Source organism: Pseudofrankia coriaricola (assembly GCF_001854805.1).
In the GTDB taxonomy this organism is placed as follows: Bacteria; Actinomycetota; Actinomycetes; order Frankiales; family Frankiaceae; genus Pseudofrankia.
Genome location: NZ_MBLO01000235.1, coordinates 181888 through 194629, shown reverse-complemented (window position 1 = coordinate 194629; position 12742 = coordinate 181888). Strand labels below are relative to the sequence as shown.

Sequence of the window (12742 nt, the reverse complement as noted above, 5' to 3'; positions counted from 1 at the left end):
CGCGCGCGACCGGCGAGAGCACCGCGTGGCGCATCCAGGAGGCGATGCGCCCGGGGTTCCAGGTGCACGGGCGGCGACGCGACGTCCAGGCCAGCGTCGGTGTCGCCGTCGCCGAGGCCGGCTCCCCGGTCACCAGCACCGAGGAGCTGCTCCACCGCGCCGACCAGGCCATGTACGCCGCCAAGAACCGCCGCCGTCGCCGCGCCCGCCGGACCGTCCGCGAGCCACGCCGATCCGCTCACCGCTGAGGCCCTGCCCGCGGGCGCCCTCCCCGCGGCCCGCCGGAGTCGCCGTGAGCAGCCGCGCGGCGGGTGACGGCAACCGGTGACGGCAACGGGTGACAATGGAGGCGTGCCAGAGCCAGTCGAGGTCCGCCGCGCCGTGACGGCCGACGCGGCCGAGATGGCCGGACTCGCGGATCGGTCATACAGGCCGTACGTCGCCCGGATGGACGGGCGACGCCCGGGCCCGATGGACGCGGACTACGCCGCCACCATCGACGACGCCGAGGTCTGGGTCGTCGACGGGCCGGCGCACCGGCTGCGTGCCTTCCTGGTGCTGGTCCCCGGACCGGACGGCCTCCTGCTCGAGAACATCGCGGTCGACCCGGTGGCGCAGGGCCGGGGGCTGGGCGGCGCGCTACTGCGCCTCGCGGAGGAACAGGCGTTGGCGCACGCCCACACGTCGATCTGGCTCTACACCCACGTCTCCATGGTGGAGAACCAACGGATCTATGCCGCCCGCGGCTACGTGGAAACCCACCGTGCCACCGACAACGGCCTCGAGCGGATCTTCTACCGCAAGACCCTCGACTGAGCCAGGGGGCACTCGGCGCCCGACAGGTGTCGCGGTGGGCGGTCTGCTGACGCGACCGCCCACCGCGGCGCCTCAGACCCGGTAGAGCTTGGCGGCGTTCCCGCCCATGACCTTCCGCTGGGTCTCCGGGCGCAGGGTGGAGATCTTCTCGCTCACCATCCCGACGGGGTCCGGGTGCAGCGAGGTCGGGTGCGGGAAGTCGGTCTCGAACATGATGTTGTCCTCGCCGACCTGGTCGACCAGGTGCTGCAGGTCCCCGCGGCCGGTCTCGAACCAGAACGTGGCGTACCAGTTGCTCTGGAAGTACTCCGAAGGGCGCTTCTGGAGCTTCTTGGCCCACTTGGGCGCGTTCTCCAGCAGTTCGTAGTCCATCGCCTCGAGCATGAACGGCACCCAGCCGATGCCGCTCTCGACGGAGACCATCTTCAGGTCGGGATTGCGGTCGAACATCCCGGAGTAGCAGCTGTTGAGCAGCAGCTGGGAGTTGTTCTGGAACAGGGACGCGCCGCCGATCGCCGGCTTGACGTAGTCGTCCTGGCTGGGCCAGTACGTCGTGCCGAAATAGCTTAGCGACGTCTGGCTCGCGCCGATGTGGAAGTGCACTGGCAGGTTCAGACCGGCGCAGACGTCCCAGAGCGCGTCCCAGGCCGGGTCGCCGAGATCGGGCGAGCCCGAGTCCTGCGGGTGGGCCGTCATGTTGATGCCGCGAGCGCCCATCGCGGCACAGCGCTGCGCCTCGCGCACGCAGCCCTGGAGGTCCCAGGCAGGCATGATCGGCATCGGCAACAGCCGGTTGCCGGACTCCGCCTGAATCTCCTGCATCGCGTCGTTGTAGATCTCGACACAGAGCCGCAGGAGGTCCGTGTCCTGGACCGAGTTCCGCAGGTTCTGGCCGCCGAGGCCGATCGCGTTCGGGTAGAGGACCTGGGTGTCAATGCCCAGCTCGTCCATCAGGCGCAGGCGCTCCGTCGGGTCCCACGCCGCCGGGTGCACGTCCTCGATGCCCCACGGGCCGCCCTGGGAGTCCCGGTGCGGGTGCTTCTTCCCGTCATGGTCGATGGTGCCGCCCGAGCCGGCCCTGCCGAACGTCTTCCCTTCGATGACCCACATGTCGAGGCCGTCGATCCGCTCGACGTGGGGCATCCGGTCCTCGTAACCCTTTGGCGCCCGCTCAGTAAAAAGATCGTGACGCTCGGTCATGTGAGCGTCCGCGTCGATCACCCGCAGACCTTCAGCCAACCTGACCACTCTGGCCTCCTTGCGCCGTTCGACCACACCGTCCCGATGCCGAGCTGAGCGTACGCTCACTTCGCGGCGCCCGCAATCTCCAATTTTTTATTTTTGATTGACGCGTGCCAGCCGTGACGGTCACGATGGCGACGTGGCGGCCCAACCATTGTTGCGACGGGCGAAGACGAGCGCGGCGGTCGTCGAGTACGTCCAACGCGAGATCTTCGAAGGCCGCCTGCGCTGCGGCGACCGCGTCGACGTCGAGCGCATCAGCTCGGCGCTCGACGTGAGCCCCACCCCGGTCCGCGAGGCCCTCGTGCTGCTCGAACGGGATGGCCTGGTCTCGACCCGGGTGCACCGCGCGACCTTCGTGCAGCACTTCGACGCCCGCACGCTGCGGGCGGACTTCCACGTCCTCGGCCTGCTGGGCGGCGTCGCGGCCGCCCGCGCCGCGACGGACCGCGACCCGGAGGTCATCGCCCAGCTCCAGAGCCTCCTGGGGGAACTCGGGAGAAGCGGGACGGCCGTCGCCCGGCGCGCCGATCTCGCCACCGAGATCGTCCGCGTCCAGCACCGGGCTGGCGCCACGCCGCGCCTGCTCGCCGAGTTGCACGGGCTCGGCGGCTTCCTGGAGTGGGCGGCCCGCCAGAGCGACCGGCGAAGCCATGAGGACATCGTCGAGGCCCACGCGCGCGTCGTCGACGCGATCGTCGCCGGGGATCCGCGCCAGGCGTCGCAAGCCCGGTTGGCGGACGCCAGGGCCGTCGCCGAAGAAGTGATCAGTGAGCTGATCCAGCGCGGCGTGTTGCGTGCCGACGGCAGCAACGCCGCGGCGGGCGGCGGGGCCAGCCCGGCCCAGGCGGCTCGCCGGCAGGTCAGCAGCGTCGCCAACGCGTAGCCCGGCGCCACGCCGCCGCGGGTCGGCATGTCCGAGCCACGATCAGCGCCCGCGCCACGTCGTCACGATCCACGTGCGCCGTCAGGGCCCTGGCCGCGCCCTGGCCACGCGGCTCGCGCCCGATCCGCGCCGCTCGCGGGCGCGGCTCTCGTTGGCGCCGCGGGTGTCTATTCGAGGTAGTCGCGCAGCGCCTCGGAGCGGGCGGGATGGCGCAGCTTCGCCAGCGTCCGCTGCTCGATCTGGCGGATGCGTTCGCGGGTCAGCCCGAACTCGCGGCCGATCTCGTCCAGCGTGCGACTGCGGCCGTCCGCCAGGCCGAACCGCAGCTGGATCACTCGTCGTTCCCTGTCCGGCAGCGCGCGCAGGACGGCCCCCAGATGGTCCGCGCGGCCCGAGATCATGGCCGCCTCCATCGGCTCGACCGCCGCGGTGTCCTCGATCAGGTCGCCGAGGTGGGTATCGGCGTCCTCACCGACCGGGCTGTCGAGGGACACCGGCTCCCTGGAGATCCGGTGGAGCTCGTCGACCCTGGCGGCGGTGACGCCGAGGGCGACGGCGATCTCCTCCCGGGTCGGCTCGCGGCCGAACTCCACCAGCAGCTCCCGGCGCAGGCGCGCCACCTGGTTGAGCAGCTCGACGAGGTGCACGGGGAGGCGGATGGTCCGGGACTGGTCGGCGAGGGCCCGGGTGATCGCCTGCCGTATCCACCAGGTCGCGTATGTGGAGAACTTGTAGCCCTTGGTGTAGTCGAACTTCTCCACTGCCCGGATGAGGCCGAGATTGCCCTCCTGCACGACGTCGAGGAAGAGCATCCCCCGCCCGGCGTAGCGCCGCGCGATCGAGACGACCAGCCGCAGGTTGGCCTCGACGAGCTGCCGGCTGGCCTGCTGCCCGTCCCACTCGACGGCCTCGAGGTCCTGGCGTTGCCTCGCGGACATCTCATCGCCGCAGGTCGTGAGCTTGTGGCCGGCGAACACCCCGGCCTCGATCCGCTTCGCGAGGTCCACCTCGCCCTCCGCGGTCAGCAGCGGGGTCTTGCCGATGCTCGACAGGTACATCCGGACCGGGTCGTGCGCGGCTGACGGCGCGACCCGCGAGTCCGCCGCCCGTCGCCGGGCGGGCGACGCCGGCGCCTCGGCCGGGTCAGCATCGCCGGGGCGGGCGTCCTCCCGCTCCTCGTCATCCCCGCCATCGACGCCCAGGCGGTCCCCGGCGGCGGCGTCCGCGCCGAGACCGTTCTCACCCGGGTCTCCGGGGTCTCCCGGGTCTCCGGCGATAAGGACATCGCCTGGCTCTCCCACGATACGAACGTCGCCCGGCTCGCCGGCGATGCGGACAGGGATCGTGGCTGTCCGCGAACCCGTCGCGCTACCGGGCCGGGTCTTGCTGCCCATGGCTAGCTCCAGCCTGTCGGAGGTTCTGAGCGGTTGGAGTCACCAAAGTCATGGGTCATGACCCTGGGGGCGCCTCATGCCCGTCGGCGCATCGGCCGCGGCGGCTCGCGACTGGCGCCGACCAGAGGGTGTAGTTGGGTGCGCCGCCGCCCGACAACGGTCGTGTCGGGCGATGGAACGTGTCGGGCGACTTGCGTCAGGCTACGCCATCATGCAGCGGCGGCCGGGAGCCGCGACCAACCACCTCATGGTTCTCGCCGCCAGGTGAACCACTCTGGCGGCCCCGGTGACGCCCAATCGGCCACGCGCGCGCTCTCCGGCCTCACACCAGCCGCGCGACCCGCGCGACCCGCGCGAACTCGCGGTGCGGGGACCTGGACGCGGTGGGATCGTCGGCGCCGGTGGCGAGTAGGGTGGTGCCGTTGCCTGTTCTCCGCTGTGTGAGCGTCATGCATCGTCGAACGGAACGGCCGGATGCGGAGCGATCCGTGGCCGGCGCGAGACCGGGAGACGAGAGACGTCTACCGGGAAAGTAGCAAGGAGAACGCTCGTGGCTCAGGGCACCGTCAAGTGGTTCAACGCGGAGAAGGGTTTCGGGTTCATCTCCGTGGACGGTGGCGGTCCGGACGTGTTCGTCCACTTCTCGGCGATTGTGGCGGATGGCTACAAGTCGCTCGACGAGGGGCAGAACGTGCAGTTCGAGATCGTGCAGGGCCAGAAGGGCCCACAGGCCGAAAACGTCCAGCCCGTCTGACGACGCTTCGACCTCACACGGAACAGCGCGCGGCCATCGGCCGCGCGCTGTTCTGCGTCACGCCATACGGCATCCCCCGGCCCCGGGAGGGCACGGGCAACCATCACGGCGACGTGATGGCGGCGGCCGGGCGACAGGCTACTTCTCCTACTGCCGCGGTATCACCGCCGTCCTGCCGCGCAGACCCAGACGGAGCGCGCGGGGACCCAGCGCCTGTGCCCGTTCACCCAGTCCCAGTGGCCGGGGTCATGACGCCAGAAACAGGCGGCCGCGGCGTTGGTGACATGGCTCGGTGCCAGTACGGCCTCGGCCGGAGCCGCGGACAGAACCGAGCCCAGCACAGCCGCGGCGATCAGCAGGGAATATTTACGACCATTTCGGTACTCCATGCCCGCTCCCCCCGGCGCATTGCGCCGTCTCATTGAGGAAGTTCCGGATGGGTTATGGGCGAAAGATACCCACGATTACCCAGAGTCAACCAGGTCGGTGACGTACGGTAATACAAGTCAGAACCATCGGACGTGTTTTCCACCGGCCCGCCGCGCGGTGCGTCGGGGAACGGCTCCTCGACGCGGGCGTGTTGCCGGACGGTGATCCGCCTTACCGCTTGTTGAGCAGGCCGGCGTCGACGGGCACGACCGTGCCGGTCACGTAGCGCGCGTCGTCGGACACCAGCCAGGCGATGGCGTTGGAGATGTCGATCGGTTCCACCAGGTCGACGGGCATCGCGTTGGTCAGCGCGCCCGCGAGCGCCGGCGACCTCTCCAGGATGGCGGCCAGGTTCCCGTCGCCGGCCATCGGCGTGCGCACCGCCGTCGGGGCGACGCTGTTCACCCGGATGCTGTACTTCGCCAGGTAGTTGGCCCACGACCGCATCAGCCCGATGACGCCGTGCTTGGCGGCGGTGTAGCCCAGGAATCCCGCCACGGGGATGCCCACGCCGATCAGCCCGCCCGTGGAGCTGGTCAGCACGATCGACCCGCCCTGGTTCCGCTTGACCATCGGTGGGATCGCGACGCGGCCGGTGTTCCAGACGCCCGTGAGATTGACGGCGACGACGTCATCCCACTCCGCCTCCTCCGACGCGCTGCCGCCGCCAGCGCCAATGCCGGCGTTCGCCACCACGATGTCGACCGGCCCCAACTCGGCCACGCCCTCGTCGTAGGCCTTCCGCAGCGAGGCCACATCGCGCACGTCGGCCTGCCGGGCGACGATACGCCGGCCGGTCGCCTCGACCTCCTTCACCGTTTGCGCGAGCTCCTCCGCCGTGCCCATCGGGTACGTCACCGTGGCGATCTGGGCGCAGATGTCCACCGCGATGATGTCGGCGCCCTCCTGCGCCAGCCGGATCGCGTGGCTGCGGCCCTGGCCGCGCGCGGCACCGGTGATGAACGCGACCTTGCCGTCCAGTTTTCCCATTACCCATCCTTAGCTCATGGTGCGGAGGTCAGGGCCGGGCATTCCGCGATGACAAGCGGGCGCCCGCGCTAGCCGACGGTGATCGGCAACGTTTCCCAACCGCGCATCGTCGACGTCGACGACAGCGCGACGTTGTTCCAGTCGACATCCCACGTCGGGAAGCGCCTCACGAACTCCTCGAGCGCGATCCTGGCCTCGAGCCGGGCGAGTGAGGCTCCGAGGCAGTAGTGGGTGCCGAACCCGAAGGTGCGCAGGTTGCTGACCTTGCGGTGAATGTCGAACCGGTCGGGCTCCGGCCAGCAGTCCTCGTCGCGGTTCGCCGACGCGACGAGCAGCATCATGGCGCTGCCGGCGGGCACGGTCTGGCCGTGCAGCTCGACGTCAGCCGTGACGTACCGGGCGACGGCATGGCCGGTCGGCTCGAACCTCAGGGTCTCCTCGATCGTGTTCGGGACGAGCCCAGGATCGGCCACCAGCTCGGCGCGCTGGTCGGGGTACCGGTCGAGCAGCGCGGCCAGCCAGCCGATCAGCCGGGCCGTGGTCTCGTTGCCGGCGCCGGCCAGGACGGTGACGTAGGTCAGGATCTCCGCTCGGGTGAGCGTGCGGGTCGTGCCGGCGGTATCCACGAACTCGGCGCGCAGCAGCTCGGTCATCAGGTCGTCTGAGGGGTGCTCGGCGCGCCAGTCGATGTAGTCGGCGAACAGGTCGGTGTCCATCAGCGCCTTCTCGGACACCTTCATCTGCTGCCCCGGCTCGGTGCGCAGTTTCGCGTCCGCGCGCTCGCGGACCGCCAGCTGGTCCGATTCCGGGATGCCGAGCAGCATCCCGATCACGCGCATCGGCACCTCGTTCGCGAACTCCGCCATGACGTCGAAGCCGTCGGCGCCGTCGAGCCGGTCGAGACAGCGCGTGCAGAAGTCCCGGATCTCCACCTCGAGCGAGGCGACCCGCCGCGGCGTGAACACCCGCGCGAGAAGACCGCGGTGGATGTCGTGGGCCGGCGGGTCCTCCATCAGCAATGTGCCTGGCGGAATCCGGATGTTCGCCTTGATGACTTCCAGGATCGGGCCCCGGGCCGACGAGAAAGTCTTCCAGTCGATCAGGCCGCGGTTGATGTCCTCGTAGCGGCTGAGGGCGTAGAAGTCGTGCTTGTCGTTGTAGTAAAGGGGCGCCTCGGCGCGCAGCCGTTGGTAGACGGGATAGGGGTCCGCGGCGATATCACGGTCGAACGGATCCCAGTAGACCGCGCCGTCACGACTCACCTGGCGGGCCTCCTTCGATGGCCGCGGCACGGCGGCTGGCAACGCCCGGTCGAACGTGCCAAGTTTTAACAGCTGTTCTAGCTGGGCGAGTGCCCAGTGTCAACCAGTACCGCCCTCCAGGAATGCGTTCACGAACCTGGCCCACGGACCTGGCACACGATGCGATCACCCGATCGCCCGCCGGAGTCACGACCCACGGCGCCGGGTAGCCGTCGGTGACCCGGGCGGATCCCGCTCGGCCCAGGCCCAGGCCGTCCGGTCGCCTGTCAGGCCATCTGTTCCGGCGTGCTGGACCGTTCGACCATCCCGACGGCCGACTCGCCGTCCCAGGTGTAGCGGGCGAGCCCCTGGTGCAGCTGCATGCCGCCGCCGACCTCGGGAGGCATCACCATGAACGTCGAGACCAGCGTCTCACCGCCGATCTCGAACGTTCCCCTCGCGGTTTCCAGCACCACCGACACGTCCTCGCCCTTCGGCTCGATGGCGCGCAGCCAGGGCGCGCGCACGACGCGGGCCGGGACGAGCTCGCCGCCGTCGACCACATAGCCCTCGTTGTAGGTGGCCTTGCCGTCTGTGCGCGGCGGGTAGATCGTGAAGCCGAAGCCGCGGCCGCTGGGGAAGAGCGCCGCCTGCCACACGTGGCCCCAGAACTTCGCCAGCCGCCGGATACCCTGCCGCCGGATCCTGTCCGCGCCGCCGTCCAGCCGGTGCACGTCGTCGCCGATGGTGAGCGTGCCGCTGGCCCGGCACAGCTGCTCGAACCGCCAGGGGTAGCCCATCAGGTCGCCCTCCTCCTGCGTCGCCAGGATGCGTCGGGCCTCCTCGCTCGTCGAGCCGTTCTCCCACGGCGGCGCGGCGGGGTAGATGTCGATCTCGGCCCTGACGGATACCTGCTCGCCGCCGTCCCGAGGCGTCCAGCCCTCGGCCTGTGCCTGGGAGGTGGTCGCGAGCGCCGTGCCGTCGAGCTTCAGGCGCAGGTGGCGGTACGGCTCCACCAGCTCGAACGACAGCGGCCCGGCGCCCAGGATGCGCGCCCGGCCGTCGGCCGCGACGGGGTCGTGCACCGGCCACGGGCCGAACATGCTGTACACCCGTCCGTCAGCGAACGCGATGTTGACCTGGATGTCGTGCGTGTCCCACTGGTCGGCCACGGCCTCGACGCCGATGCGCGGGATGCCGAACGTCCCGCTGTCATCCCAGATCCACGCGTTGACCGACTCCCGCGCCTCGGGGTTGTCGGGCTGCTTGGCGTAGACGAACTCCCGCTCCTCGGCGAGTCCACCCGTCAGGTCGATGGCCACAGTGCTGTCTCCTCTGTTCGGCGGACGCGTTCGCGGCGGGGGCGTCCGGTCGCGTTCGGATCAAAACCTGCGCCAGGCGCCTCACGCGTCGTTGTCACCTGTGGCTGGGCGGGGCCAGGAGGCCCTCTTCGCGCGAGTGAGTCAGCTGTCGGCGCGGCGACCATGGCGCGATCATGCGGTGTGTGCGTCTTCCCGGGCGGTCCACCGGGCCGCCCTGCCGATGTAGTCGGCGAACAGCGGCCGTGCCTTCTCCAGGTCGAGGCCAAAGGCTTCCGCGTCCGGATGGATGTTCTGCTCGCGGTTCTCGGCGTTCTCACGCCACCAGCGCCGCATCCCGGCTTCGAACTCGGGCGTGACGGGCTCGCCGAGCCAGGTGTAGAGGCGGCGGACCTCGCCCACGGGGTCACGTTGTACGGCGCGGAAGTCCAGGTCAAAGAAGCGGTGGTCGTGGCCCGCGTCGCGGAACGCCAGCGCGCGGCGCATCCCGACCGACCAGTGCTCGACGTTGAGAGCCGCGAGGTAGGGCCGGTCGACCTCGTCGCTGTACATGGAGACCATCACCGCGTAGACGTCGGCGACGGAGACGAGCACCTCGGTCGGGTCCCGGTGCGTCATCACGAAACGCGCGTCCGGGAACGCCTCGACCAGGTGGTCGAGGAAGATCAGGTGCGTCGGGCACTTCAGCCGCCACGGTCTGGGCTCCGTCCCCCACTGGAGAAGCTTCAGCACCCGGCGCTCGTAGAGGTAGGTCGGCGTCAGGTCCGCGTCGAGCAGCCAGGACGAGTAGGACGGGATGTACGCGAACGCCTGGAAGTAGTGCGACTTGAAGTCGAGGCCCATCAGGTCGTGGCACTCGTAGGGCCCAGTCGGTGACGACGGCACCAGCGCGGCCATCCGTGGCGCCATCTCGAGCGTCATCTTCGCCCTCGCCTCGGCCCGGGCGATACGGGGATCCGGGGCGGGCACCGTCGAGGGCGGCGGGCACGGCTCCTCCGCCTGCCACCGCATCAGCGAGCGTGCCAGCGGGTCCTCCCCGAGCAGCGCCGCGAGCGCCGTCGAACCCGTGCGGGGTAAACCCAGCCCGACAAGCGGTCCCTGGATAGGCTCGTCGTCGATCTCCGGACGGCGGCGGTACCAGTCCTCGACCTGCAGGCGGCTCTTCAGGAGCTGGACAATCAGGGCGCGGATGGATAACTCGCCGAGGGCGTTCAGGCTCGCTTCCGTGCGTAACGAGTCCACCAGCCGCTCGAGGCCTTCCCTGAACGTGTTCTCGCCGAAGTCGTCCAGGCCGGTTTCCTTACGTGCCGCCGCGAGCAGGTCGTCGACGTCAGTCATGATGGTCTCCCGTGTGGCTGGGTGTGCGCGTCCGGCACCGGGCAGGCGTTCTCGGCGTCGTGGGGGCGAAGACAGAGGCGAGGGTGGCGGCCGGTTCGGCCTCGGCAAGGGGAGAGGGACGCCCGGCCTGGCTCGGCCCGGAGCGTCGGTGCCACATTCGCGGGAGCAGACTCCCACGACAATTCGCGGCAGTAGACTCCCGCTAATATGGGACCCGAGTCAAGCTCCGCGGACACGGCCACCGCGGGCCCGACCGCGCGGCGCGCCTATGACAGCCCGGTCAGGCGCCAGCGCTCCGCGGACACCCGGGAGCGAATCGTGTCCGTGGGCGCGGACCTCGCCCACACGTTCCGGACCTGGGACTGGCGGGAGCTGACGTTCCGGGCGGTCGCCGAAGGCGCGGGCGTCAGCGAGAGCACGGTCTACCGGCACTTCGCCAACGAACGCGAGCTGCACACCGCCGTCATGCAGCGCCTGCAGGAGCAAGCCGGCGTGACCTACCAGGGGATCGCTCTCGACGAAGTCGCCGACACCGCGGGCCGCGCGTTCGCGACACTGTCCTCGTTCGCGGCGTCGGGGTATACCACCGCGGTCTCCGACCCGACGATCACGTCCGCCGGCCAGACGCGCCGCCGCGCCCTCCTCGACGCTGTGGAGGCGGCGACGCCGCACTGGTCGCCGGATGAGCGCGCGTCCACGGCCGCCGTGCTCGACGTGCTGTGGAACCCCGATTCCTACCAGCATCTGGTCGAGCACTGGCACATGGACCACGACCAGGCGAGCAACGCGATCCAGGGAGCCATCGAGGTAATTGTCGCGAGCATTCAGGACAGCGGGCCCGCGGACGGCTCCGGCGAATCCAGGGTGTCCGCGTAGCCCTGAAGGCGGAGCGGAAGAGGCGGTCGGTAGGCTGCCCGCACGATGGTGACGGAATCACATCGTTGGTCGCGAGCCGACTTCTCCGACGCCCTTGACCTGGTCGGCCTCTCCTCGGGACAGGGGTGTACAGCCAGCCGAACTCGTCCCAGTACGTTGCCGTGCCGCGCCCGTTGGTCATGAGCGACGCAGCGGCACAGTGACGCGGCTACCGGGACGTCGAGGAGCTTCTCACCGAGCGTGACATTGCGGTCGATCATGGCCGGGTACGCGCGGCGCGTATCACGGGCCGAAATCCCGAGTAGGGTCATACCGGTGATAAAAACGACCTTTTGCACCCTTTTCGCATTTTTCATGCGTAGCTGAAGAATTTTTGGATGCGAGGCGGTTGAGCAGGGTGATCGACATGGCGACGCGGATCATAGAATGAAGGTCGCGATGCTGGCGCCGGTGGCGTGGCGCACCCCGCCTCAGCATTACGGCCCGTGGGAGCAGATCGCCAGCCACCTCGCGGAGGGCCTGGTGGCGCGCGGCGTCGACGTCACCCTGTTCGCGACGCTGGACTCGCGCACGGCCGGGAAGCTGGACGGCGTGTGCCCGCACGGGTACGCCGAGGACCCAGCGCTCGACGGCCGGGTGTGGGAGGCGTTGCACGTGGCCCACGCGCTGGCCCGCTCCGGCGAGTTCGACCTCGTGCACAACCATCTTGACTGGCTGCCGCTGGCGTTCGCGGCGCATGTCCGGGCACCGATGGTCACGACGGTCCACGGATTCTCCGACCCGCGGATCGTCCCCGCCTATGCGCGGGCGGCCTCCACCTACGTCTCCATCTCCGACGCCGATCGCAGCCCGGAACTGGACTATGCCGCGACGGTGTACCACGGCGTCGATCTGGCCGCCCTTCCGTTCTCGGTCGCTGGTGGGGAGGACCTGGTCGTCCTCGGCCGGATCCATCCCGACAAGGGCACCGCGGCGGCCGTCGAGATCGCCCGCCTGGCCGGCCGGCGGCTGGTGATCTGCGGGATCGTTCAGGACGAGCGTTACTTCGTCGAACAGGTGCGGCCCCACGTCGACGGGGACGCCGTGAGCTACCTCGGGCCGGTCGGGCCGTCCAGGCGAGCGGAGGTGCTCGGTTCCGCCGCGGCGCTGTTGCATCCCATCGCGTTCGACGAACCGTTCGGCCTGGCGGTCGTCGAGGCGATGGTGTGCGGCACGCCGGTTGTCGCCTACCGCCGTGGGGCCATGCCGGAGGTCGTGGACGAGGGAGTGACCGGGTTCCTGGTGGACGATCCGGCGGCGGCCGTGGCGGCGGTGGACCGCGCCGCGGATCTCGACCGCGCCGCGTGCCGGGCCACCGCGAGCCGGCGGTTCTCGATGGCTCGTATGGTCACCGACTATCTCGCCGTCTACGAACGCATCCTGCGCTGACCTGTCCGACGGTTCGGGCCCGTCAGGCC

14 protein-coding genes are annotated in these 12742 nt (G+C 70.1%); 6 read left to right on the top strand and 8 right to left on the bottom strand.

What is annotated here, in order from left to right:
- Nucleotides 1-248 (top strand): diguanylate cyclase domain-containing protein (locus tag BCD48_RS31165; protein ID WP_116271720.1); only part of this gene is annotated, 248 nt, incomplete at its 5' end.
- Between the two features lie 103 nt (nucleotides 249-351).
- On the top strand, nucleotides 352-816 hold the full coding sequence (locus BCD48_RS31160; protein ID WP_071051953.1) for a GNAT family N-acetyltransferase: 465 nt from the start codon (nucleotides 352-354) through the stop codon (nucleotides 814-816).
- A gap of 72 nt (nucleotides 817-888) precedes the next feature.
- Here the strand turns inward: BCD48_RS31160 and BCD48_RS31155 are convergent, their stop codons facing one another.
- Nucleotides 889-2064, bottom strand: coding sequence for an amidohydrolase family protein (locus BCD48_RS31155; protein ID WP_071051952.1), 1176 nt, complete (start codon nucleotides 2062-2064; stop codon nucleotides 889-891).
- 133 nt (nucleotides 2065-2197) lie between these two features.
- On the opposite strand from BCD48_RS31155, the gene BCD48_RS31150 reads away from it, so the two are divergent.
- Nucleotides 2198-2944 (top strand): GntR family transcriptional regulator, encoded by a 747-nt coding sequence (locus BCD48_RS31150; protein ID WP_071051951.1) that lies wholly within the window; start codon nucleotides 2198-2200, stop codon nucleotides 2942-2944.
- Between the two features lie 167 nt (nucleotides 2945-3111).
- Here BCD48_RS31150 and BCD48_RS31145 read toward each other — a convergent pair whose 3' ends face one another.
- Both BCD48_RS31145 and BCD48_RS55090 read right to left on the bottom strand, forming a co-directional pair.
- Complete coding sequence (locus tag BCD48_RS31145; RefSeq protein ID WP_071051950.1) at nucleotides 3112-4338, bottom strand: RNA polymerase sigma factor; 1227 nt, start codon at nucleotides 4336-4338, stop codon at nucleotides 3112-3114.
- A gap of 322 nt (nucleotides 4339-4660) precedes the next feature.
- Nucleotides 4661-4789 (bottom strand): hypothetical protein, encoded by a 129-nt coding sequence (locus BCD48_RS55090; protein WP_274536596.1) that lies wholly within the window; start codon nucleotides 4787-4789, stop codon nucleotides 4661-4663.
- A 99-nt stretch (nucleotides 4790-4888) separates the two neighbouring features.
- Between BCD48_RS55090 and BCD48_RS31140 the strand changes: the two genes are divergently transcribed.
- A complete protein-coding gene (locus tag BCD48_RS31140; protein WP_071051949.1) occupies nucleotides 4889-5092 on the top strand; it encodes a cold-shock protein in 204 nt (67 codons plus the stop codon).
- A gap of 161 nt (nucleotides 5093-5253) precedes the next feature.
- Here the strand turns inward: BCD48_RS31140 and BCD48_RS47545 are convergent, their stop codons facing one another.
- The 5 genes from BCD48_RS47545 to BCD48_RS31120 form a co-directional block, all read right to left on the bottom strand.
- Complete coding sequence (locus BCD48_RS47545; RefSeq protein WP_083419467.1) at nucleotides 5254-5481, bottom strand: hypothetical protein; 228 nt, start codon at nucleotides 5479-5481, stop codon at nucleotides 5254-5256.
- Between the two features lie 211 nt (nucleotides 5482-5692).
- The gene (locus BCD48_RS31135; RefSeq protein ID WP_071051948.1) at nucleotides 5693-6511 is read right to left on the bottom strand and encodes a mycofactocin-coupled SDR family oxidoreductase; all 819 of its coding nucleotides are present in this window, start codon (nucleotides 6509-6511) and stop codon (nucleotides 5693-5695) included.
- A gap of 68 nt (nucleotides 6512-6579) precedes the next feature.
- Nucleotides 6580-7773 carry a cytochrome P450 gene (locus tag BCD48_RS31130; RefSeq protein WP_071051947.1) on the bottom strand — a complete coding sequence of 398 codons (1194 nt, stop codon included), beginning with the start codon at nucleotides 7771-7773 and terminating at the stop codon, nucleotides 6580-6582.
- Nucleotides 7774-8039: 266 nt separating this feature from the next.
- Nucleotides 8040-9074 (bottom strand): DUF7064 domain-containing protein, encoded by a 1035-nt coding sequence (locus tag BCD48_RS31125; protein ID WP_071051946.1) that lies wholly within the window; start codon nucleotides 9072-9074, stop codon nucleotides 8040-8042.
- A 171-nt stretch (nucleotides 9075-9245) separates the two neighbouring features.
- On the bottom strand, nucleotides 9246-10409 hold the full coding sequence (locus BCD48_RS31120; RefSeq protein WP_071051945.1) for a sulfotransferase family protein: 1164 nt from the start codon (nucleotides 10407-10409) through the stop codon (nucleotides 9246-9248).
- A gap of 318 nt (nucleotides 10410-10727) precedes the next feature.
- Between BCD48_RS31120 and BCD48_RS31115 the strand changes: the two genes are divergently transcribed.
- Both BCD48_RS31115 and BCD48_RS31110 read left to right on the top strand, forming a co-directional pair.
- On the top strand, nucleotides 10728-11285 hold the full coding sequence (locus BCD48_RS31115; protein WP_241842132.1) for a TetR family transcriptional regulator: 558 nt from the start codon (nucleotides 10728-10730) through the stop codon (nucleotides 11283-11285).
- Nucleotides 11286-11711: 426 nt separating this feature from the next.
- Complete coding sequence (locus BCD48_RS31110) at nucleotides 11712-12713, top strand: glycosyltransferase family 4 protein (RefSeq protein ID WP_071051943.1); 1002 nt, start codon at nucleotides 11712-11714, stop codon at nucleotides 12711-12713.
- The last annotated feature ends 29 nt before the right edge of the window (nucleotides 12714-12742 follow it).

Coding starts and splice junctions, on each gene's coding strand:
- BCD48_RS31120 (WP_071051945.1), bottom strand. CDS start 10,409: ATGACTGACGTCGACGACCTGCTCGCGGCGGCACGTAAGGAAACCGGC.
- BCD48_RS31145 (WP_071051950.1), bottom strand. CDS start 4,338: ATGGGCAGCAAGACCCGGCCCGGTAGCGCGACGGGTTCGCGGACAGCC.
- BCD48_RS31110 (WP_071051943.1), top strand. CDS start 11,712: ATGAAGGTCGCGATGCTGGCGCCGGTGGCGTGGCGCACCCCGCCTCAG.
- BCD48_RS31135 (WP_071051948.1), bottom strand. CDS start 6,511: ATGGGAAAACTGGACGGCAAGGTCGCGTTCATCACCGGTGCCGCGCGC.
- BCD48_RS55090 (WP_274536596.1), bottom strand. CDS start 4,789: ATGACGCTCACACAGCGGAGAACAGGCAACGGCACCACCCTACTCGCC.
- BCD48_RS47545 (WP_083419467.1), bottom strand. CDS start 5,481: ATGGAGTACCGAAATGGTCGTAAATATTCCCTGCTGATCGCCGCGGCT.